At 63.4% G+C, this 19,347-nt stretch carries 18 protein-coding genes; 10 read left to right on the top strand and 8 right to left on the bottom strand.

Translation table 11 applies throughout. The features are described 5' to 3' along the window. Positions 1–24: 24 nt before the first annotated feature. From tssG to DUGA2_RS13435, 7 genes are read right to left on the bottom strand one after another with little or no spacing between them, the layout of a single operon-like run. Entirely contained in the window at positions 25–1,107 is a 1,083-nt protein-coding gene (gene tssG, locus DUGA2_RS13465; protein WP_070269760.1) for a type VI secretion system baseplate subunit TssG, read from the bottom strand. Further along, a complete protein-coding gene (tssF, locus tag DUGA2_RS13460) occupies positions 1,071–2,915 on the bottom strand; it encodes a type VI secretion system baseplate subunit TssF (protein ID WP_070269759.1) in 1,845 nt (614 codons plus the stop codon). The genes tssG and tssF overlap by 37 nt, the downstream gene beginning before the upstream one ends. Before the next feature lies 1 nt (position 2,916). Further along, positions 2,917–3,408, bottom strand: coding sequence for a type VI secretion system baseplate subunit TssE (gene tssE / locus DUGA2_RS13455; protein WP_008449052.1), 492 nt, complete (start codon positions 3,406–3,408; stop codon positions 2,917–2,919). 26 nt (positions 3,409–3,434) lie between these two features. Next, a complete protein-coding gene (locus tag DUGA2_RS13450; protein WP_008449053.1) occupies positions 3,435–3,926 on the bottom strand; it encodes a type VI secretion system tube protein Hcp in 492 nt (163 codons plus the stop codon). Positions 3,927–3,960: 34 nt separating this feature from the next. Next, positions 3,961–5,445, bottom strand: a complete 1,485-nt coding sequence (gene tssC / locus DUGA2_RS13445; RefSeq protein WP_008449054.1) for a type VI secretion system contractile sheath large subunit — start codon at positions 5,443–5,445, stop codon at positions 3,961–3,963. A gap of 2 nt (positions 5,446–5,447) precedes the next feature. Next, the gene (gene tssB / locus DUGA2_RS13440) at positions 5,448–5,951 is read right to left on the bottom strand and encodes a type VI secretion system contractile sheath small subunit (protein ID WP_008449055.1); all 504 of its coding nucleotides are present in this window, start codon (positions 5,949–5,951) and stop codon (positions 5,448–5,450) included. A gap of 35 nt (positions 5,952–5,986) precedes the next feature. Beyond that, a complete protein-coding gene (locus tag DUGA2_RS13435) occupies positions 5,987–6,589 on the bottom strand; it encodes a M48 family metallopeptidase (RefSeq protein WP_070269758.1) in 603 nt (200 codons plus the stop codon). Between the two features lie 267 nt (positions 6,590–6,856). On the opposite strand from DUGA2_RS13435, the gene tssK reads away from it, so the two are divergent. The 7 genes from tssK to DUGA2_RS34800 all read left to right on the top strand — a co-directional run bounded on the left by tssK (position 6,857) and on the right by DUGA2_RS34800 (position 15,594). Beyond that, on the top strand, positions 6,857–8,203 hold the full coding sequence (gene tssK / locus DUGA2_RS13430) for a type VI secretion system baseplate subunit TssK (RefSeq protein WP_070269757.1): 1,347 nt from the start codon (positions 6,857–6,859) through the stop codon (positions 8,201–8,203). Positions 8,204–8,217: 14 nt separating this feature from the next. Continuing rightward, positions 8,218–8,982, top strand: coding sequence for a type IVB secretion system protein IcmH/DotU (gene icmH, locus DUGA2_RS13425; RefSeq protein ID WP_070269756.1), 765 nt, complete (start codon positions 8,218–8,220; stop codon positions 8,980–8,982). After that, on the top strand, positions 8,982–11,903 hold the full coding sequence (locus DUGA2_RS13420) for a type VI secretion system Vgr family protein (protein WP_070269755.1): 2,922 nt from the start codon (positions 8,982–8,984) through the stop codon (positions 11,901–11,903). The genes icmH and DUGA2_RS13420 overlap by 1 nt, the downstream gene beginning before the upstream one ends. A 9-nt stretch (positions 11,904–11,912) precedes the next feature. Next, entirely contained in the window at positions 11,913–13,940 is a 2,028-nt protein-coding gene (locus DUGA2_RS13415) for a LysM peptidoglycan-binding domain-containing M23 family metallopeptidase (RefSeq protein WP_070269754.1), read from the top strand. Positions 13,941–13,943: 3 nt separating this feature from the next. Next, on the top strand, positions 13,944–14,777 hold the full coding sequence (locus DUGA2_RS13410) for a hypothetical protein (RefSeq protein WP_070269753.1): 834 nt from the start codon (positions 13,944–13,946) through the stop codon (positions 14,775–14,777). 77 nt (positions 14,778–14,854) lie between these two features. Then, on the top strand, positions 14,855–15,469 hold the full coding sequence (locus DUGA2_RS13405) for a M949_RS01915 family surface polysaccharide biosynthesis protein (RefSeq protein WP_229214682.1): 615 nt from the start codon (positions 14,855–14,857) through the stop codon (positions 15,467–15,469). Further along, positions 15,469–15,594: a hypothetical protein gene (locus DUGA2_RS34800; protein WP_286162310.1), complete on the top strand. Its 126-nt coding sequence runs from the start codon at positions 15,469–15,471 to the stop codon at positions 15,592–15,594. The genes DUGA2_RS13405 and DUGA2_RS34800 overlap by 1 nt, the downstream gene beginning before the upstream one ends. Before the next feature lie 18 nt (positions 15,595–15,612). Here DUGA2_RS34800 and DUGA2_RS13400 read toward each other — a convergent pair whose 3' ends face one another. Beyond that, positions 15,613–16,110, bottom strand: a complete 498-nt coding sequence (locus DUGA2_RS13400) for an SgcJ/EcaC family oxidoreductase (RefSeq protein WP_070269751.1) — start codon at positions 16,108–16,110, stop codon at positions 15,613–15,615. 139 nt (positions 16,111–16,249) lie between these two features. Here DUGA2_RS13400 and DUGA2_RS13395 point away from each other — a divergent pair, with 139 nt between their 5' ends. From DUGA2_RS13395 to DUGA2_RS13385, 3 genes are read left to right on the top strand one after another with little or no spacing between them, the layout of a single operon-like run. Further along, positions 16,250–17,026, top strand: a complete 777-nt coding sequence (locus DUGA2_RS13395) for a LuxR C-terminal-related transcriptional regulator (protein ID WP_070269750.1) — start codon at positions 16,250–16,252, stop codon at positions 17,024–17,026. Further along, positions 17,023–18,855: a CHASE3 domain-containing protein gene (locus DUGA2_RS13390; RefSeq protein ID WP_070269749.1), complete on the top strand. Its 1,833-nt coding sequence runs from the start codon at positions 17,023–17,025 to the stop codon at positions 18,853–18,855. The genes DUGA2_RS13395 and DUGA2_RS13390 overlap by 4 nt, the downstream gene beginning before the upstream one ends. Continuing rightward, positions 18,852–19,319, top strand: coding sequence for a response regulator (locus DUGA2_RS13385; RefSeq protein ID WP_008449070.1), 468 nt, complete (start codon positions 18,852–18,854; stop codon positions 19,317–19,319). Before DUGA2_RS13390 ends, DUGA2_RS13385 begins: the two co-directional genes overlap by 4 nt. The last annotated feature ends 28 nt before the right edge of the window (positions 19,320–19,347 follow it).

The following is a 19,347-nucleotide window of genomic DNA, read 5'->3' as shown; positions in this document are numbered from 1 at the left end:
GGTTCCTTATTATTTATACTGTTTTTATACCGTATGAATCTCATAGCGCACATCGGCGCGGTCCTGCGTCTGGGCGTCGGTGACGAGGAAGCTGTCCCACCCCAGGCGTCCGCCCACGCGGTTGTCCTCAAGCCGCGCGCCCTGCACGTCGGCAGCGCGCAGCACCAGCTGCACTTCATACTCCAGCGACAGCCCTGTGAACATGGTCAACATGCTCTTCAACGCCTTCGCCGCTTTACCGCCGGGCAGGAAGGATTCGTAGCCTTCCAGGTCCAGCGGGCCTATCACCAGCCGCAGTCGCAAATCGCGCTGCCACACGCGCGAGCCGGCCATCGCGCCCGCGCCCAGCATGGCGTTGCCCATGCCGAGCACCGTCTGCTGCTCTTGCGGCACGTCGTACCAGCAGCCGATGAACTGTTCGGCCTTGATCTGCTGGTTGAAGTACTCCGACAGCACCTTCGCGATCTGCACCGCCGACGCCGGACGCTGGCGCATGGCCGTGGCGAAATAGCCGATCGACTCGTCAAGCACGCCGTCGCCGTGGTCGGACAGCCGGCGCCGCAGCGACTCGTTGCCCATGCCGGCCAGCGACAGCAGCAGCGGCAGGAAGGTATCCTTGCCGTCGACCTGGTACTTCAGCTCCAGCCGGTACTTGCGCCAGGCTTCGTAGAACAGGGCCAGCGCACGGTTGGAGAAGGTGTCGAGAAAGGCGCGCGGCCCCTCGTCCTTCTCGTACAGCGCGTGCGCGGCGATGCGCTCCGTGTAGTGCGCGGGCAGCGTGCCGTTACTGCCCAAAAATCCCATGAAGGCCGGCGTGATGCGGATGTACTTCAGCTGCGTCGATTGCAGCGCCGCCGCCAACGCGCGCGAGTCGGTCGGCACATCGCGCGGCTCCGGCTGCATCGCTTCCAGCTGGCTGGCCGGGAAGTTCAGCGACGTCGAATTCTGGAAGCGCAGGTAGTTCGCCACCGCGCCCTCGCCCGGCGCACCATGGCGCTTGAGCCACAGCTCCAGCATGCGCACGGCCTGGAAATATTCGAACCGGTACGGCTGCGCAAACAGCCGCTCGATTACAGCAGGCTCAAATCGCCGCTTCGTGGCGTGCATCGCAACAGCTCCTCTCCGGTTTTATTCGATACGATCACCAGTTGGGTGAAACTATTGGCGTGCACATACAAGCCCAGGAAGCGCTCGATGATGTGGGCGAACGCGTGGATGCCGCTGCCGACGAAGGCTTCCTCGTCGATGGTCAGCCTGACCTCGATGCCGCGCACCAGGCAGGCGAACGGATTCCCGGGCAGCCAGGTGTTGGCCGCCTTGTGCGACACCGCCAGCACTCCGCCGATCTGCCGCTGCGACGACGGTGAGCGCGGCAGGTCGTACAGCGTCAGCATCTCGCGGAACGCATCCAGGCCACCGTCGCTCAGCGACAGGTGGTTCAGCGACAGGTGCGAGATCAGGCGCCAGTGCGCGCCGCGTCCGCGTTCGAAGCGGTGCGAGGACGTCGGCTTGCGCAGGAAGCTGATGGCGCGCACGCTGGAGCCGCCTTCCAGGAACAGATCGCCGCCACGCTGGCCGTAGCTCAGCGAGGCTGGCAGGTCGCGGTTGGTGCAGCTCAGTTCCAGGCTCAGGGTGTCGGTTTCCACCTCCGCCGGATCGAAATCGATATCGACAATGGAAATCTGCGTCTCATAGCCGGGGCTCTTCTCGGCGATGATGTCGTCGCGCCGCATGACCCAGTAATGGCCGTTCTTTTCCGGTGTCTGGCCGTGGCGCAGCGAGTAGAACGGGCGGAACTCCAGCACCGATTCGCCCTGCGGCGTCTGCCGCACCAGCTTCACGGAGTCGATGGATTGCACCTCGTAGGCGAACGCGCGGCGCGCGTCGGCCAGCACCGGATAGCTGGCGGTGGTATGCGTCAGGCGTATCGGCTCGCCGCGCTGGCGGAACAGGTTGACCACCGGCGTACAGCCCAGCAGCACGTTGTTGGTGTTCAGCGTGCCGAGCATGCGGGCCGTGTTCGAATCGGTGCGCATGCCGGACAAGGCCAGGTGCAGCGTGACCGACTTGCAGCCTGACGGCAGCACGCCGGCCAGCGCATGCAGGTCGATGTCGAAGAAGTTGAACTTCTCGGGGAAACAGAAATACTCGGTCAACAGCCGGTAGGCGGCGTGCGAGCGGGCGGAGAAATCGATCAGCGATTCCTCTTCCTCGAAGCCGGCCGGAGTGACGGGGATTTTATGCAGCGGTATCCAGCGGCCATTGCCGTCCGCTTCCACATAGGCGCATACGCCGCGCATGAACAGCGCGTCGCGCAGCGCGGCGCAGAAGGACGGTTCGCCGTCGATGAACACGCGCAGCTTCGACAGGCCAAGCTGCGGCACACCAACCTGGGGCGAAGTGCTGGAGATGGTCAGGCTGATGCTGGACGTCGCATTCGGCGGCGTGCGCGTCGCTTCCGGCGCGTCGATGATGGCGGCGAAAGCCGCATGCGTCAGCGCCAGCGGCGCGATCGTCACCGGATACGCGGTGCGGAAAGTGCACACGGCGCCGCGCACCGGGCGCGTGGTCAGCTGCGTGCCGCGCGGGATTTCGCTGGCGGTGGTCAGCTGCGCGGCGGCGCCGCTGAAGTCCATGCGCGCGATCGAGCACGATGGGAACGGCCGCAGATAATGCGGATACAGCACCTCGAACAGTGCTTCGGTAAATTCCGGATAGTCGTCGTCGAGCCGTTTGGCGATGCGCGAATTGAGCAGCGCGAACGATTCGATCATGCGTTCGATGTGCGGATCTTCGCACACCTCGCCGCCGATTAGCAGCCGGCCGGCGATCTTGGGGTAGCGTTCGGAGAATTCGCGCGAATAGCGGCGCAGGAATCCCAGCTCCCTCTCGTAATACGGTAATAATTGGTCCAACTCAGGCTCCCGATTGCGCCACGCGGCGTGCCTTGCTTATGGTGTAGTGCAGGCTGGACGGCTGCAACACAGCGTCAAAATTGACCGGCTCATGTGCCGAACTGACCACCAGCAGCGCCGTGATGGCGAAGTTGAGGCGGTTGATCGCATCGGCGCGCAGTTCCAGCGAAGCCTGCACATTGCGCAGGCGCGGCTCATGGCGCGCGATGGCTTTTTCAAGGCATCGGCAGATAAAAGCACGGTCGTCGGTGCTCGACAGCGACAAGCCGGCAAAGTCGTTCAAGCCGTATGTCACGATCGAGCGTCCGCATTCGGGATACCGCTTCAGCAGTTCCTCCGGGATCACAGTGCGCGTGTTCAGCAGCGCTTCCAGATCGCGCGCGACCGAGTCCTTCAAGTCCTCGATCGACAAACGCGATACCGTGCCGCTGGAGGCGCCATTGACAGGCATATCCATCAGCCGGTCGAATAGTCCCGGCGTAAAACCCTTCATCGGTATCCCATCAAACAGTCAGTCGATTACGCGGTTTTGTTAGCCGACAGATCCCAGCCGCCCGAGGTGTTACCGCCCGAACCACCGCCAACTTTTTGTTGGGTGTACTTCCACTTCACTTTCGAATACTTGATCGCCACGTCTTCAGTCAGGATGTTGCCCTGCTTGACGGTTGGTGCAACGCTGGAGATCAGAACATTTTCCAGTTCGATTTCGAAGTACTTGATACGCTCGCCATTGCCGTCGGCGCGCAGGAATTCCAGCTTGGCCTTAGGGATGGTTTTGCCCGACGAGCAGGTTTGCAGCAGCAGAGGAGTAGCCAGGTCAGCCAGCTTCGAGACAACGATATCTTTGTGCTCGGTGCGCTCGGCGGTGTGGCCGCCGCCGGTCGATGCGGTAGCCGACTTAGGCTGCAGCACTTCCCATTGAACGGTCGATACCTCGATCCAATCCTTGTGGGTAGCATCGGCGGATTCGCCTTTGATACCGTCGATTTGCAGATAGACGTCGATTGCCATTGTGATTCCTTTCAGTTGTTAAAGTAAGTACTGCTTAGTTCTTGGTCGATGCAGGGAGCTCCGCGACCAAACGGAGTGAAACGGACAGCTCGTCGAGCTGGAAGTGCGGGCGCAGGAACGACACGGCGCGGTACACACCCGGACGGCCCGGCACTTCGGATACTTGAACCGACGCTTCGCGCAGCGGGAACTGGGCTTTCTGTTCCTGGCTGGCGTTATCGTCCAGCAGCACGTACTGGGTCAGCCAGCGGTTCAGGAAGTCTTCCACGTTCGAAGCGGCGGCGAAGCTGCCGATTTTGTCGCGCATCATCGCCTTCATGTAGTGGGCGATGCGCGAGACGGCAAAGATGTACTGCAGCTGCGCCGACAGCACGGCATTGGCGTTGGCGGCATCGTTGGCGTACTTGCGCGCCTTCTGCGCCGATTGCGCGCCGAAGAAGGCGGCGTAGTCGGTATTCTTGCAGTGGACCAGCGAGATGAAACCGAGGTCGCTCAGTTCCTTTTCGCGGCGGTCGGTGATGGCGATCTCGGTCGGGCACTTGAGCGCGACTTCGCCTTCGTCGGTCTTGAAGGTGTGGGTCGGCAGGTCTTCCACCAGGCCGCCGCCTTCCACGCCGCGGATCGCCGCGCACCAGCCGTAATCCTCGAAGGCCGCGGTCAGCTTGGTGCCGAAGGCGTAGGCGGCGTTACACCACAGGTATTTCTGGTGATCGGTGCCGTCGACATCCTCGACGAAGTTGAAGCCTTCGGTGGTGGCGCCATCGGCCGGATTGAACGGCAGGCGGCCCAGGAAGCGCGGCAGCGTCAGGCCGACGTAGCGCGAGTCTTCCGATTCGCGGAACGACTTCCACTTCGCGTATTCGACGGTGTCGAACACCTTCGACAGGTCGCGCGGCTTACCCAGGTCGCTGTAGCTCTCCAGGCCGAACAACTCCGGCGACGCGGCCGAGATGAACGGCGCGTGCGCGGCGGCGGCCACGTGCGACATCTGCTCGATGAAGTACATGTCTTCCGGCTGGCGGGTGATCTCGTAATCGCCCAGCAGCGCGCCGAACGGCGCACCGCCGAAGGTGCCGAATTCTTCTTCGTAGACCTTCTTGAACATGGTGCTCTGGTCGAATTCCAGCGCGGACTGGAAGTCCTTGACCAATTCCTTCTTGGTCGCGTTGAGCATCTTGATCTTCAGGTTCTGGCCCGTGGCGCTGTTGCGCACCAGGTAGTTCAAGCCGGTCCAGCTGCTTTCCAGCTTCTGGAATTCCGGCGCGTGCATCACGGCCGACAGCTGCGCCGAGATCATGCGGTCCAGCTCAGCGACGCGGGCGTCGATGGTGGCGGCCAGGTTGTCGGAGACGACCACGGTGCCGTCCATGACCTGGTTCACCAGTTCGGAAATCAAATCCTTGGCGCGCGCATGTTCAGCGCTGGATTTGGCGACCTTGCTCTGCTCGACGATCTGGTCAAGCAAGGCCAATTCGGTGGCGGCGGCGGGAGCGCCGCCTGGAGTCAGTTGAGCGGACATGATCAGGCTTTCGTGGTTTGCTGGCCCAGTTCGGCCAATTTCTCGGTGCTGTTCAAGACGTCGTTGAGGATGTCTTCCAGCTTGTCGTTGCCGGCCAGCTTGTTACGCAGGTCGGCCAGCTTGGTGCGCGCTTCGAGCAGCTTGCGCAGCGGTTCCACCTGCTGCACCACGGCTTCGGGACGGAAGTCGTCCATCGATTTGAATTTCAGGTCGACCGCGAACTGGCCGCCTTCGTCGCTCAATTCGTTGGCGACGCGGTAGGCCGCGCGCGGCTCGACGCCCTTCAACACTTCGTCGAAGTTATCGCGGTCGATGCCGACGAAGCTGCGATCCTTCAGGCGCTTCTGCTCGACTTCCGAATTGCCACCGAAATCGCCGACCACGCCCATCACGAAAGGCAGTTCCTTGTTTTCGATGGCGTCGCCGATTTCAACGTCATAGGTCATCTGGACCCGCGGTGGGCGAATTTTCTGCAGTTTTTTCTGGACACTGGTATTTTTTGACATGGGATTCCCCTATCGTTGGGTTAAATACGGATTGCTTACTTCAGCGCGTTGAATGGATTGGCGCTCGAATCGTCGTCGGCCTTGGCCTTGCCTTTTTTGGTCTTGGCGGCCGTGGCGTTGCTGCGCGCCGGCGTGACGGCTTGCGCAGGTTGCGGCGGCACCAGCACGGTCTCGCCCAGGCTCTCGCGCAGCAGCTTGGCCAGATCCTGCGACTCGGTGCGCAGCGATCCGGACAGATTGTTCTGGCGGCTCAGGTCCGACAGCGCGCGCGTCGACAGGCGCAGGCCGCTGATGGCGATGATGCTGTTGGCCAGGCGGTCGTTGGGATCGCGTACCAGCACTTCCTGTGCGCTGACGATGGCGTCGCCGTACTGGCCGGCTTCGTAGCGGGTCTGCGCGATATTGGTCCACGGCGCCTTGTCCGCCGGGTAGGCGACTGCGGCCTCTTTCCACAGCGTGATGGCTTGTTCCTTCTGGCCGGAGCTGCTGACCTGGCTGGCCTTGGCCAACATATCTTCCATGCTCGGCATGGCAGTTTTCTGGGAGATGGGCGCGGTCACGCAAGCGCTGAGCGATGCGGCGCAGACAGCGGCGCCAATGAAGCGGCCGATGCGGCCGAGGGAGATAACGGTATTCATGCTGTCCTCAAACTAAATATCAAAAAAGAATGCTTAATCACTAATTGTTTCCAACAGGCGCCACGTTATCAGAAATCTATTATTGACCGCGTTCAATTGAATTTTTTGTGTTTGAGGGGAACTTTTTGGTACTTTAAAGGTCTTGTTGCTTATTTTTTAAGCATGCGCACGATAGAAACCAAGCGGGCGCGGCAATTGCGCAAGGAATGTTATTGTTCTGCTACTTAACAAATGGCATCAATGCGCCACACTCACAAGGACGCACGCATGAGCAGCAAAATTTTATGGGGCGAAGGCTTGTTCCTGCGCCCGCAGCACTTCCAGCAACAGGACCAGTACCATGAGCAGCGCCTGCATCACAGCATGCAGGCGCTGCACCCCTACGCCTGGGGCGTGAACCAGATCCAGATCGACCGCGATGCGCTGGCCAACAACACGCTGCGCATCCTGGAGCTGTCGCTGCGCTTCCAGGACGGCGAGCTGTATAGCGCGCCCGGCGACGACGAGCTGCCGGATACCGTGGACCTGAGCCAGATGCTGCAATCGCAGCAAAGCGTGACCTTCTACGCCGCCCTGCCCGCGTTCAAGCCATTCGGCGGCAATTTCGGCGACGCCGCCAACGGCGCCAACGGCAATGCGGTGCGCTTCCTGCAATCGAACCGCGAGACGCCGGACCTGTACACGCAGGCGGCGTCGGCGCAGCTGAGCTACCTGAAAAAAACCGTGCGCCTCGTATCGGAATTCGAACCGCGCGATTCGTACACGCACTTCCCGCTGCTGCGCCTGCGCCGCGCGGCCACCGGCGGCTTCGAACTGGATGCGTCCTTCGTCGCTCCCAGCCTGTCGGTCCGCAGCTCGCCGCTGCTGTTCCTGCAACTGCGCCGCCTGATCGACGCGCTGCAGGCCAAGGTCAGCGCGCTGTACGGCCACCACCGCGAGCCAAGCAAACATGTGATCGAATTCCGCTCCGGCGACATGTCGTCCTTCTGGCTGCTGCACACCGCCAGCTCGGCCTTCGCCTCGCTGTCGCACTACTTCCACCATCCGGCGCTGCACCCGGAACGGCTGTACGAACAGCTGCTGTCGCTGGCCGGCGCGTTGATGACCTTCTCGAAAAGCTGGACCCTGGCCGACCTGCCGCCCTACCAGCACAACGATCCCGGCCCGGCCTTCGCCACGCTGCACCAGATCATCCGCGAGCTGCTCGACACGGTGATCTCATCCAAGTACTTCGCCATCGCGCTCAAGGAAGTCAAGCCCTCGTACCACCACGGCATGCTGGACTCGCAGAAGATCGACGACAAGACCACCTTCTACATCGCCGTCTCGGCCGACCTGCCGGCCAGCGAACTGGTGGACATCGTGCCGCTGCGCTTCAAGATCGGCGCGCCCGACGACGTCGAAAAATTCGTGCTGTCGGCCATGCCCGGCGTGCGCCTGTCGCATTCGCCGCAGGTGCCGGCCGCCGTGCCGGTGCGTCCGGACGCCTGCTACTTCGCGCTCGAAGCCAAGGGCCAGATGTACGAGCGCATGCTGCAAGCCCAATCGATTTCCATCTACGTCCCCGGCGGCATCCACGACCTGAAGCTGGACCTGGTGGCCGTTACTTCCTGAACTGAGGACCAACCATGAATACCGTTACCGCACCTTCCCTGATGGGCGCAGGCGCCCCGCCCAGCGCCGCCAGCGCACCGCAAACGCTGCTCGACCTGATGTACGACGGCTTCTACGCCCTGTTCATGCTCAGGAACGGCAACGGCCCGCAGGACGACGGCGAGTTCGCCCGCAAGATGGCGGCCTTCCTCGACGATTTCGGCCGCGGCGCCAAGAAGCAGAACGCCTCGCCGGACGATGTCGACAACGCCAAATATGCGTTCTGCGCGGCCGTGGACGAGATCATCCTGCGCTCCAGCTTCAGCATCCGCGACGCGTGGGAGCGCCGGCCGCTGCAACTGGTGCTGTTCGGCGACCAGCTGGCCGGCGAGAACTTCTACAACCGCCTGGAGAACCTGCGCGCGCGCGGCAGCGCCCACCTGCAGGCGCTGGAGGTGTTCCATATGTGTCTGTTGCTGGGCTTCCAGGGCAAGTACATCCTCGAAGGCTCGGAAAAACTGAACTACCTGACCTCGCGCCTGGGCGACGAGATCGCCCACATGAAGGGCAAGCGCGGCGGCTTCGCGCCGCACGCCGAGCGGCCGGACCAGATCAAGCACAAGCTGCGCAGCGACCTGCCGGTGTGGGTGCTGTGCTCCGTGTTCGGCCTGATTTGCGTGCTGGGTTACATCGGCCTGCGCACTTCGCTGAACCACAATGCCGAGAGCCGCATGAACGCGTATAACGACGTGGTCAAACTGGCTCCGCGCGCCGCCAACCTGACCATCACACTGCCCTAATGGACCTGCAGTCACAACTTCCCTCGGCGCTAGGCCTGTTCGGCACGGGCCTGAGCCAGCACGCCCGCCTGCTCACGCTGGCCAGCGCGCAGGATTCGGGCCTGCCCGAATCGCTGATGGCCGAACACTTCAGCGGCCGCGAAGACGTCAACGAACTGTATGCGTTCGATGTCGACGCGCTGAGCGTATCGACCGATCTGGATCTGACCATCTTCATCGGTGAAGAACTGACGGTCACGTTGCTGCAACCGGACGGCGGCAAGCGCGCCTGGCACGGCATCTGCACCGAAGCCGCATGGCTGGGCGCCGATGGCGGCGTGGCGCGCTACCGCCTGCACCTGGAACCTGCGCTGGCGCTGCTGCGGCTGCGCCGCGACAGCTATATTTTCCAGGACAAGAATGCGCAGGACATCATCACCGAACTGCTGGCCGACTATCCGCAACTGCGCTTCGAATTCGACGTCACGCAAACGCTGGAACCACGCGCCATCTACACGCAGTACCGCGAAAGCGACCTGGAATTCTTCACGCGCCTGCTGGCCTCCGAAGGCCTGAGCTGGCGCTTCGAGCACGACCAGGCGGACGACGAAAGCCAGGACGGACAGGCCAAACACAAGCTGGTCATCTTCGACAGCAAGGCGCGCGCACCTGATACGCCGGGCAACGCCGAGATCCGCTTCCACGGCGTGCGCGCCACCGACACCGACGACGCCATCGACCACTTCTCGGCGCGGCGCCAGGTGCAGGCCAACGCCATCAGCATCAGTAGCTGGGACCCGGCGCAGTTGCTGGCGCCGTCCGCCGAACAGGCATCGAGCCTGGATGCGGGCGAGCTGCCGGTGCTGGCCGTGTACGACGGCAGCGGCGAACGCATCGCCAGCGGCGCCGACAACGGCATCGCGGCCGATCCGCACAGCCAGTTGATGTTGCAGGCGCTGGAGCTGGACAACAAGGTCTTCGAAGGCAAAGGCGCCGTGCGCCGCCTGGCTGCGGGCCACGGCTTCCAGCTGACGCAGCATGAACGCTACGCCGACGGCGACAACCGCTTCGTGGTGCTATGGGTGCGCCACGAGGCGCGCAACAACTTCCAGGCGCAGATCAAGACATTGACGTCGCTGGTCGGCGGCGACATCGAAAACGGCACCTACCGCAACAGCTTCGGCTGCGTGCGCGACAGCGTGGCCGTGGTGCCGCGCGCCACCGCCGCGCCGCATGCCAGCACCGCGCTGGGGCCGCAGACGGCGGTGGTGGTCGGCCTCGCCGGCGCGGTCGCCACCACCGACCGCGATCACCAGATCAAGATCCAGTTCAGCTGGCAGCGCGGGCAAGGCGCCAATGCCGGCGGCATGGGCCACAATACCGACAGCAAGGGCAACGCGCCCGGCGACGAAAGCTCCGGCACCTGGGTACGGGTGGCCGAAGCGCTGGCCGGCCCGAACTGGGGCTCGCAGTTCACGCCGCGTATCGGCACCGAGGTGCTGGTTGATTTTATCGATGGCGACATGGACCGGCCTATGGTCGTCGCGCAGCTGTACACCGGCGCCGACATGCCGCCGTTTTCGGCGGGCGTGGACTCGGGCGCGAATCATGCGGGTACGCTGTCGGGCATCCATAGCCACAATTTCGACGGTGGCGGCTACAACCAGTGGCAGCTGGACGACACGCCCGGCCAGGTGCGCACGCGGCTTGCCACCAGCAGCGCCGCCACGCAGCTGAACCTGGGCTACCTGGTCCAGCAATCGCCCGGTGCGGCGCAGCGCGGCAGCTATCGCGGCAGCGGCTTCGAACTGCGCACCGATGCGTGGGCCACCGTGCGCGGCGCCGAAGGCGTGCTGCTGACCACCAGCGCGCGCGCCGCGCAAGGCAGCGGCGTGACCTCGACGCAGATGGATGCGGACGAGGCGCTGGGTTCATTGAAGTCGTCGAAGGAATTGGCGGAGCGGCTCAGCGACGCGGCCACGCAGCAGCTGGCCTTGTCCAGCAAGCCCGCCGCAGAGGCGCACAAGGATTTCATCGCGCAGCTCGATCCCAAGGATAAAGGCAAGCATGCGGGCGCGGTCAACGGCCAGCAGGCCGCCAAGGCCAAGGAAGGCGCGCGCGATCTCGATGCGGCCAAGCCGGTGGAAAAATTCGGCGCGCCGCTGGTGCTGATGGACGCTCCATCGAGCATCAACTGGGCCACGCCGGCATCGACCGTGCTGTTCGCGGGCCAGCAGCTGCACTGGGTAACGCAGGGCGACGTGCACATGACGGCCGGGTACACGGTATCGTCGGTGGCGGCCAACGCGGCGAGCTATTTCTCGCACGCGGGCGGCATCCAGGCCATCGCCGGCAATGGGCCAGTATCGCTGGAGTCGCACACCGACCAGTTGGAGATCCTGGCTGATAAATCGATCACCGTCATCTCGGTCAACGACAGCATCGAGATCAAGGCCAATCAGAAGATCGTGCTGCAAGCTGGCCAGTCGTCGATCACGCTGGAAGGTGGCGACATTACGTTTGCCTGCCCCGGCAACTTTACCGTCAAGGGTGGTCAACATGTATTTGAAGCCGGCGCCTCGAAGGCGGCAGTGCTGCCGAACCAGCCAACGCTGCTCAGCACCTTCCAGAAAATGCCGGCCGATGTACCGGGTCCGCACGAAATTACGATCATGGGTTTCAGCGCCGAAGGAGAGGGTTTGAAAGATGCCCTGGTGACGTTCTACGACAAGAAGAACAATCAGGTAATCGCCAAACGCACCCTGCCGGATAGCGGCACTGCACCGGTGCTGACCGCACCGACTAACCAGGAATACCTTGCGCTGGTCGGCTATGAGGGCTGGTCCGCCGAGTTCGAGGAAGTCGGCGATCACGACGAAGACGAAGAGTCCTCATTCGAGCCGGGTGAGCTGGACGAAGATCGCGACACCGAACACCTTTAGAGATCTAATATGGAACAATACACCGTAGCCAAACACGATACGTTATGGAAGATCGCCAGGGAACACGGCGTGACGGTCCAGGCCTTGGCCTCGGCCAACCATTTGAAAGGCAAGCAGCTGCACCTGATACACGAAGGACAGCTGCTGCTCATACCGGGAGCCGAAGGGGCAGCCACGCCGGACACGCAGGTCAAGTTGAAGTTTCGCGGACTTGACTTCAAAGGCGTCACGCCCAAACGCGTCAAGGTGGCCTATGACGGCCGCGAGGAGGAACATGCGCTCAACGGCAATTCCCTCTCGCTGGGCATACTGGACCATGCACGCGGGCTAAAGGTCTGGGTCGAGGATCTATGCAAGAAGATGGAGCCGGTGCTGGACCTTGAAATCCTGCCGATCGGCCAATGGAATCTGCACTTGGATTCGCGCCAGGTCAAAGTAGACGGGGCCTTGCAGAACAAACGCGGCACGCCTACCTCAAGCGCAGATGCGGTCAGGCAAAGCACCACCAACAACGCCCAGCTGGCGAAAGGTCAGACCGCGCAAGAGCAAACCCGCGTGGAAGCGGGCAAGCCGGTTCAAGGCGTTGCGACCATCTACACCGAAGCCAATCTACGGCTTCAAGCAGGCAACGAACCCTTCCGCCGCTATCTGATCGATGCCGCCAAAGCCCATGACCTGACGCCGCAGTCGCTGGCGGCGATGATACATGCGGAAGCCGCCAAGATCGAAGGCGTGTGGCAGGAAAAATCGAACCAGTCTTCTCCCAGCAAGGCGCAAGGTCTGACGCAGTTTTTCGGCGCGGCCTGGAAGGACGTATATGCCGACCCAAGCTCGCTGCTCTACAAGGACGGCCAGAAGTGGAGCGAAACACAGCTGCTGGCCAAGCGCCTGGAAGCACGTTACGCCATCGATGCCGCAGCCACCTACGCCAAGCTGAATCTGAAGAATTTCGCCAAAAAGACCAAGTTCAACGTCGACGGCTTGCCGCCCGAGGATAAGGCCAAGCTCGCCTACCTGCTGCATCACGAGGGTTTGAAAGGTGCGCTGCGTCTGGTCGGCATAGGCGATCAGCTGTCACGGGACGATGCGCAGGATCTGCTGGAGCAGCAACTGGGCACGTCCAAGGCGAGCAAGAAAAAAGTGGCCGAGCTGCTGGAACAATATAATGACGATCCGCGAGCAGCTTACAAGGGATGGCTATTGGGCTATACGGACGCCAAAATCAACGTCAACAATTTTGTGGTGCAGGACAAGGAAAAATTCCTGAAAGCGCCGCGTACTGCGGCAGCTATCCTATCTGCGCTGGCGTCGCAACCGATGCCAGCGCAGCCAAAACCGAAGGCTACGGCGGCTGCCACGACCAAGAACCCGCCGGCGACCAAACAGGGCACGGCGACGACCAAGCAAGTACCTGCGGGGGCCAGTCCGCCTGCCTCGGCGGCAGGAGCGCCGGCTACCGGTGCGTCCGCGACGACCACGACTGGCGCCACTGCCGGCAATGGTGCAAAATGGCATGATCCGCTGGCCGTCTGCACACTGCGCACCGCCCACCTGGCCAGCAAAACCGGCGCCAAGTTCGGCTGGACGCGGGAGGGCGGCAAGCGTTGTCATCAGGGTATCGACCTGCTTGCCGATCCGGGCACGGAGATTTTTGCAGTGGCCAATGGCGTCGTGCATACCAGCAAAGCGCCGAACGCCAGCTATGCATATGGAGATACGCTGGTGTTGGAAGTAGGCATCGACGACCTGCCACCGGCGCAAGCCGCAGTGTTCCGCAAGGTCAATCCGGGCGCCAAGACCATCGGTTTCTTCTACGCCCACCTCAGCGAGATGCCAAAAAAAACGAAGACCAAGGTTTACGCCGGCGACCCCATCGGAAGATCGGGTTGCAGCGGCAATGCGAAAGCAATGAAGTCAATCGCCTTGGGAGCGCACCTGCATTTCGAAGTCCGGAAAGACGCGCTCAAAAAATGCGGAGGCCTCGACAACCGCGTCGATCCGCTGCTGTTCATTCAAAATTGCACCAACAATCCATAGACCATGAAGAAATTACTGCTTTGCCTGCCGTTGATCATCAGTTCCGCGCTCCTGCCGGCGTGCGCCCAGGACGCGCGCTCGCCCGTCAAGACGCAAAATTGTACCAGCACTCCTTGCGGCAACACCGCGACCGGCGAGGATCCTCAAGAGCAGCGCCTTCGCGAAGGGGCCGCGCGCTCGAACGAAATCCGTGAAGGAGACGACGACCAGCGCCGCTGGGCATCGATTCGTCTGAACTCGGATTCGACCAAACCCGAACGGCTCAAGATGCCGGTTGTGAAAGCGGCTGGACTGGAAATGCGTCTTGATCCGAAGTTGGGACAACTGAGTTTCAGCAAGGCTGGCCTGCAACATACGTTCGGCATCGCTTCGCCGCTCGGAGACAAGAGTTCGGTCTGTCCGGAATATTCGATCCAGATCGTCGAGGCATCGGCGGCGCATGCGTTGGTGCGGATGGCCTGCCTGCAAGCGGAAATAGCACCCGGCCGGTATCACATGGGTGTCGATTACTACCTGTACGATGCCGAGACGGCCGCAATGCGCAACATCTGGCGCGCCGCCGTCACCGACAAGAATGCCCGCATGCCGGACGCCAAGCCAGTGCCGTCGCTCAAGCTCATTCCTAACGGCTACCGCTTTGACTGGTCCGGCACGCAGCCCTCCGACAACAAGCCATCCGCCACCGTGTTGCACAACAGCTACGTCCGCAGCACCGAGAAGTCTGGCGCGAAGGTACTGCTGTGCACCAATCTCAGCGCTCCGAAAGGACAGGGCGTGGAAGACGAGATGTGCGAAGGTGGCGTCCTACCGCTCGTTCCAGGAAAATTGGCCAGGTAGCGTATGCACATAGCTCAAGCTCCGCACCAAGGTCCATGGTGAAGCACGCATCGTTCACATTCCTTCAGGCAAGCTTAATGCTTGTTCAGAGCACAGCCTGTCATGCCAGCCTGCCCGCGCCAGATAGCCAAACTGCAGATGCCGCATTTCTGGCGTCCCGACATATTTCCTACGTCGGTGATCTGATAATGGCTCGCCGCATCCACGACAAGGATGGCGAACATGTGCTGGTTCTTACCCGCAAGGGCAGCCCCTCTCCGGCCAGACCCAAGTCTGGCCGAGTTGAGCACATTGAACTTGATGCTGCTTACTATTCGCAGCAGGCAGACCTGTGGAAGGCAGAGTGGGCCCTGCACGACTTCGTGGAATGCCCTGGCCTGGACTCTGCTGCCGATTTCTTTTCCTCCGGCGTCAGCGTCACCGACCTGAATGGCGACGGCAAGGCTGAAGTCACCATACCGTATAAACTTTTTTGCGGTGGTGGCATCGACTTTTACACGATCAAAGTGATACTGCGAGAAGGAACGACCAAGCTTGCGATTCGCGGCAACTCCATTGTAAAGCTTCCCGGTCAGGAACAATTCGGTGGCGAGCGCCGATATGACAGGCTCCTGCTCTCACCCGCCAATGTCGCCTACAAACAGCATATGGATCAAGTCTGGAAAGTCGTTTCAGTCGACATCCGTAGGTAATGTATCTGTTCTACCTGCTCAAGCCTGTCGGCCAAAAATTCTACGCCAACAGCAAGGACTTGACGGTCGAATCGGTGCTGAAGAAAGAGGCCGCCGTCAAACCCGAAAGCCGGGTCAAGCGATAAGGCGGCCTTCACTTCTGCTTACTTGGCCACGGCTTCCGGCATCGCCGACGAGTGGTGGTTGAGGATCTTCCAGGCGCCATCGACCTTCTTGTACACATAGGTATAGCGCGCCTGCACCTGCTGCGGCTTGCCGTCCTTGGTCAGCTTGAAGGTGTACACACCCGTATCCAGCGCCGCGTCCGCACCCAGCAGGCGGATCTGGCGATAGTTGATGGTGCCGGCCGGCTGCATCTTCAGGAACTTCACGAAGTAGTCCTTGATGCCCGCCGGCGTGGAGCGCACCTCGTTCGACACGGTCGGCTCCAGCACACCATCCGGCGCATACAGACGCGTCACCTGCTCGGCATCGCCCGAGGCCAGCGCGGCATTCCAGCGGTCGAACAGGCCGGCGATCTCGGCTTCGCGGGCGTTGGCCGGCGCGGCCGCCACTTCCATATAAACTTTCGGCGGCTGCGTCGTGTCGGCTTGCGCCAGGCCGCTTGCCGCCATGGCCAGGGTGATCAGAATACGTTTCATAGTCAGCTCCAGTTGAGAAAACGGCTAGCGCGGTATTGGCCGCCGATGAAACCAGTATCGCGTGGGCGCCCACACAAAAAATCTGCCGCTCGGGGGTGGCGGCATATGCCGAGTGGCATATAATTCCCGAAACAACCCTATGCCGCCCATGACCACCGACACCGCCCTCCCCACCGCCCGCGCCGCGCGCAGCCGCTACCGGCAGATCGAAAGCAGCGTCGCCCGCTGGCGCCTGCTGACCGACGCCGCCGGCGTGCTGGCCGCCGAAGGCGTGCGTCCCGGCGCGCTGGCCACCATCCTCGCCAAGTCGCTGGCCTTCCTGTCGCTGGAAGACGGCCTGCTGATGACAAGCCGCGACGACGGCCTGCAAGTGTGCGCCAGCCAGGGCCAGACGCTGCCGGTCGGCGCCCATCTCAGCCACGCTGCGGCGCTGCAAACGGCGCTGCAACCCGGACCGCAAGCGCCGACGGTGCGGCACGACGTCGCCAGCGCGCTGCGCATCGGCCGCGAGCAATGGGCAGGACTGGAAATCCTGGTGCCGCTGTGCATGGACGGAAAAAACCGCGGCGTCCTCGCGCTGCTCAGCTCCCATCCGGCGCCGCCGCCCAGCGCCGACGACCTGACCACGCTGCAGACGCTGGCGACGCTGCTGGCGGCCGCCCTGTCCACGCCACGGCAGGCGACGCCGCGCGTGGCCGCGCCGGAAGCGGCCGCCGCGCTCAAGCTGCTGACGCCGCGCGAGCTGGAAGTGTTCGCGCTGCTGCCCAGCGGCTGGACCAACGCCGCCATGGGCGAGCACCTGGGCATCGCGGCCGGCACCGTCAAGGTCCACGTCGAACGCATCCTGCACAAGCTGGACTTGCACGACCGCACCCAGGCCGCCGTGCGCGCCGCCGATTTCGGACTCGGCGCATGAGCGCCCTGCTCCACCCGCGCCACTGGTCGCTGGGCGTCAAGGGCGGCGTCATCATCGCGGCCTCGCTGGCGTTGCTGCTGGGCTCGGCCGCCACCAGCTACACGCTGGAACGCAGCACCGCCGCCGCCACCGCCGACATGCTGCGCACCATGCAGGTCCAGGCCGACATCCAGCGCCTGCACACCCAGATCGCGGAAGCGGCCACCGGCGTGCGCGGCTACCTGCTGACCGGCCGCGACGACTTCCTCGCGCCGTACCGCATCGCCACGCGGCAGCTGCCAGCCACCATGGCCAGGCTGCAGGAGACGGTGAACGATCCCGAACAGCGCAGCCGCCTCGATCGCGTGCGGCCGCTGTTGCAGAACAAGCTGGATAGCCTGGAACAACTGCGCGGCCAGCGCCATGCCAGCAGCGTCGAACTGCAACAGCATCTGCTGGCCAGCAAGCAGGTGCTCGACCAGCTGCGCGCGGAAATCGGCGCCATGAACGTGCATGAAACGGAACTGGTGGCCAAGCGCACGCTGGCCTTGCAGCAGGCGTCCAACCGCAATCTGTGGATGACCATCGCCGTGATCGCCGCCGGCCTGACCGGCGCGCTGGCGACGCTGACCTTCACCTTCGGCCTGGTGCGCCGGGTGCGGCTGGCCGCCGAGAACGCCGAGCGCCTGAACAGCGATCTGCCGCTCAAGCCGACCTTGGCCACCACCGACGAACTGGGCCAGCTGGCCGACCGTCTGCACCAGGCCAGCGTGCTGCTGGCCGGGCGCGCCACGGCGGCGCAGGCGGCCAGCCAGGCCAAGACCGAGTTCCTGGCGCGCACCAGCCACGAGCTGCGCACGCCGCTCAACGCCATCCTCGGCTACGCGCAATTGCTGGAAGGCGGACTCAGCGAACCACGCGACCACGAGCACGCGGTGCAGATCCGCCTGGCCGGCCAGCACCTGCTGTCGCTGATCGACGAAGTGCTGGACATCGGCCGCATCGAGGCCGGCAAGCTGACGCTGGAGCGCGCACCGGTGGCGCTGGCGCCGCTGGTGGCGGAGGCGCTGGCGCTGATGCTGCCGCTGGCGCAGCAGCGCTCGGTAACGCTGCGGCACGAGCCGACCGCGCTGGCCGTGATGGCCGACCGCCAGCGCCTGCGGCAGGTGCTGCTGAACGTGGTCTCCAACGGCATCAAGTACGGCGCCGCCGGCGGTAGCGTCAGCATCAGCTGTTCGCAGGAGGGCAGCGTCATCGCCGTCCACATCGACGACAGCGGCCCCGGCATCCCCGCCGCCATGCAGGACCGCCTGTTCACGCCCTTCGACCGCCTGGGCATCGAACGCGGCAAGACCGAAGGCGCCGGACTGGGGCTGGCGGTATCGAAAAGCCTGATGCAAGCCATGCACGGCGACATCCGCCACCAGCCCGGCGCCGTCACCCGCTTCACGCTGACTCTGCCGGCCGCGACGGCACCCGAAGCCGCCGCCATCGCCAGCGCAGCACCGGTTGAAATAGCGGCCGCGCCTGCCATCGCCACGACCCACAGCCTGGTCTGCATCGACGACGATGCCGCCACCCGCACGCTGATCGCCACGCTGATGCAGCGGCGCCCGCACTGGCGCCTGTCCACCGCCGCCGACGTAGCGGGCGGCCTGGCGCTGGCCCGCCTGCGGCAGCCGGACCTGCTGTTGGCGGCCGCGGGCCTGGAGCACGCCGAACTGCGCGCCTGCGCCCGCAAGACGGTGGTGCTGGGCGGCGCTGCCGATACGTCGACTGCGCAACTGTCCAAGCCGCTCAACGTCCCCGCCTTCTTCGCCCTGCTGGACCTGATGGAGCAAACACCATGATGGAAAACGAAGTCCTGGCCTCCCGCATCCTGATCATCGACGACCAGCCCGCCAATCTGCGGCTGCTGGAAGACCTGTTCATCGGCGAAGGCTTGACCCACGTGGTCGGCACCACCGACGCCAGGACCGCGCTCGACCTGTACACCGCCTTCGATCCCGACCTGATCGTGCTGGACCTGATGATGCCCGACCTGGACGGCTATGCGGTGCTGGAGCGGCTCAAGCGGCGCGGCGATCCCTACGATTTCCGGCCGGTGCTGGTGATCACGGCCGACGCCACCGCCGAGGCCAAGCGCCGCTCGCTGGCCCTGGGCGCCAAGGATTTCCTGACCAAGCCCTTCGATACGCTGGAAGCGATGCTGCGCGTGTGGAACCTGCTGGAAACGCGGGTGCTGTACAAGCGCCTGCAAGCGCTGGCGCCCAAGGAAGACCTGGCGCCGCAAAGCTACCGCAGCCGCCGTTAACCGCAGCCCGGTCGTTCACGGGAAAGCG

Origin of the sequence: Duganella sp. HH101, from assembly GCF_001758795.1 — a bacterium.
In the GTDB taxonomy this organism is placed as follows: Bacteria; Pseudomonadota; Gammaproteobacteria; order Burkholderiales; family Burkholderiaceae_D; genus Rugamonas; species Rugamonas rivuli.
This window is presented reverse-complemented; position numbering and strand designations above follow the sequence as displayed.

What these genes read in the sequence shown, in the direction of transcription:
- DUGA2_RS13385 (WP_008449070.1), top strand. Translation starts at nt 18,852, where the DNA reads ATGATGGAAAACGAAGTCCTGGCCTCCCGCATCCTGATCATCGACGAC.
- tssE (WP_008449052.1), bottom strand. Translation starts at nt 3,408, where the DNA reads ATGAAGGGTTTTACGCCGGGACTATTCGACCGGCTGATGGATATGCCT.
- tssB (WP_008449055.1), bottom strand. Translation starts at nt 5,951, where the DNA reads ATGTCAAAAAATACCAGTGTCCAGAAAAAACTGCAGAAAATTCGCCCA.
- DUGA2_RS13405 (WP_229214682.1), top strand. Translation starts at nt 14,855, where the DNA reads ATGCTTGTTCAGAGCACAGCCTGTCATGCCAGCCTGCCCGCGCCAGAT.
- icmH (WP_070269756.1), top strand. Translation starts at nt 8,218, where the DNA reads ATGAATACCGTTACCGCACCTTCCCTGATGGGCGCAGGCGCCCCGCCC.
- DUGA2_RS13415 (WP_070269754.1), top strand. Translation starts at nt 11,913, where the DNA reads ATGGAACAATACACCGTAGCCAAACACGATACGTTATGGAAGATCGCC.
- DUGA2_RS13410 (WP_070269753.1), top strand. Translation starts at nt 13,944, where the DNA reads ATGAAGAAATTACTGCTTTGCCTGCCGTTGATCATCAGTTCCGCGCTC.
- DUGA2_RS13435 (WP_070269758.1), bottom strand. Translation starts at nt 6,589, where the DNA reads ATGAATACCGTTATCTCCCTCGGCCGCATCGGCCGCTTCATTGGCGCC.
- tssK (WP_070269757.1), top strand. Translation starts at nt 6,857, where the DNA reads ATGAGCAGCAAAATTTTATGGGGCGAAGGCTTGTTCCTGCGCCCGCAG.
- DUGA2_RS13395 (WP_070269750.1), top strand. Translation starts at nt 16,250, where the DNA reads ATGCCGCCCATGACCACCGACACCGCCCTCCCCACCGCCCGCGCCGCG.
- DUGA2_RS13390 (WP_070269749.1), top strand. Translation starts at nt 17,023, where the DNA reads ATGAGCGCCCTGCTCCACCCGCGCCACTGGTCGCTGGGCGTCAAGGGC.
- tssC (WP_008449054.1), bottom strand. Translation starts at nt 5,445, where the DNA reads ATGTCCGCTCAACTGACTCCAGGCGGCGCTCCCGCCGCCGCCACCGAA.
- tssG (WP_070269760.1), bottom strand. Translation starts at nt 1,107, where the DNA reads ATGCACGCCACGAAGCGGCGATTTGAGCCTGCTGTAATCGAGCGGCTG.
- DUGA2_RS13420 (WP_070269755.1), top strand. Translation starts at nt 8,982, where the DNA reads ATGGACCTGCAGTCACAACTTCCCTCGGCGCTAGGCCTGTTCGGCACG.
- DUGA2_RS13450 (WP_008449053.1), bottom strand. Translation starts at nt 3,926, where the DNA reads ATGGCAATCGACGTCTATCTGCAAATCGACGGTATCAAAGGCGAATCC.
- DUGA2_RS13400 (WP_070269751.1), bottom strand. Translation starts at nt 16,110, where the DNA reads ATGAAACGTATTCTGATCACCCTGGCCATGGCGGCAAGCGGCCTGGCG.
- DUGA2_RS34800 (WP_286162310.1), top strand. Translation starts at nt 15,469, where the DNA reads ATGTATCTGTTCTACCTGCTCAAGCCTGTCGGCCAAAAATTCTACGCC.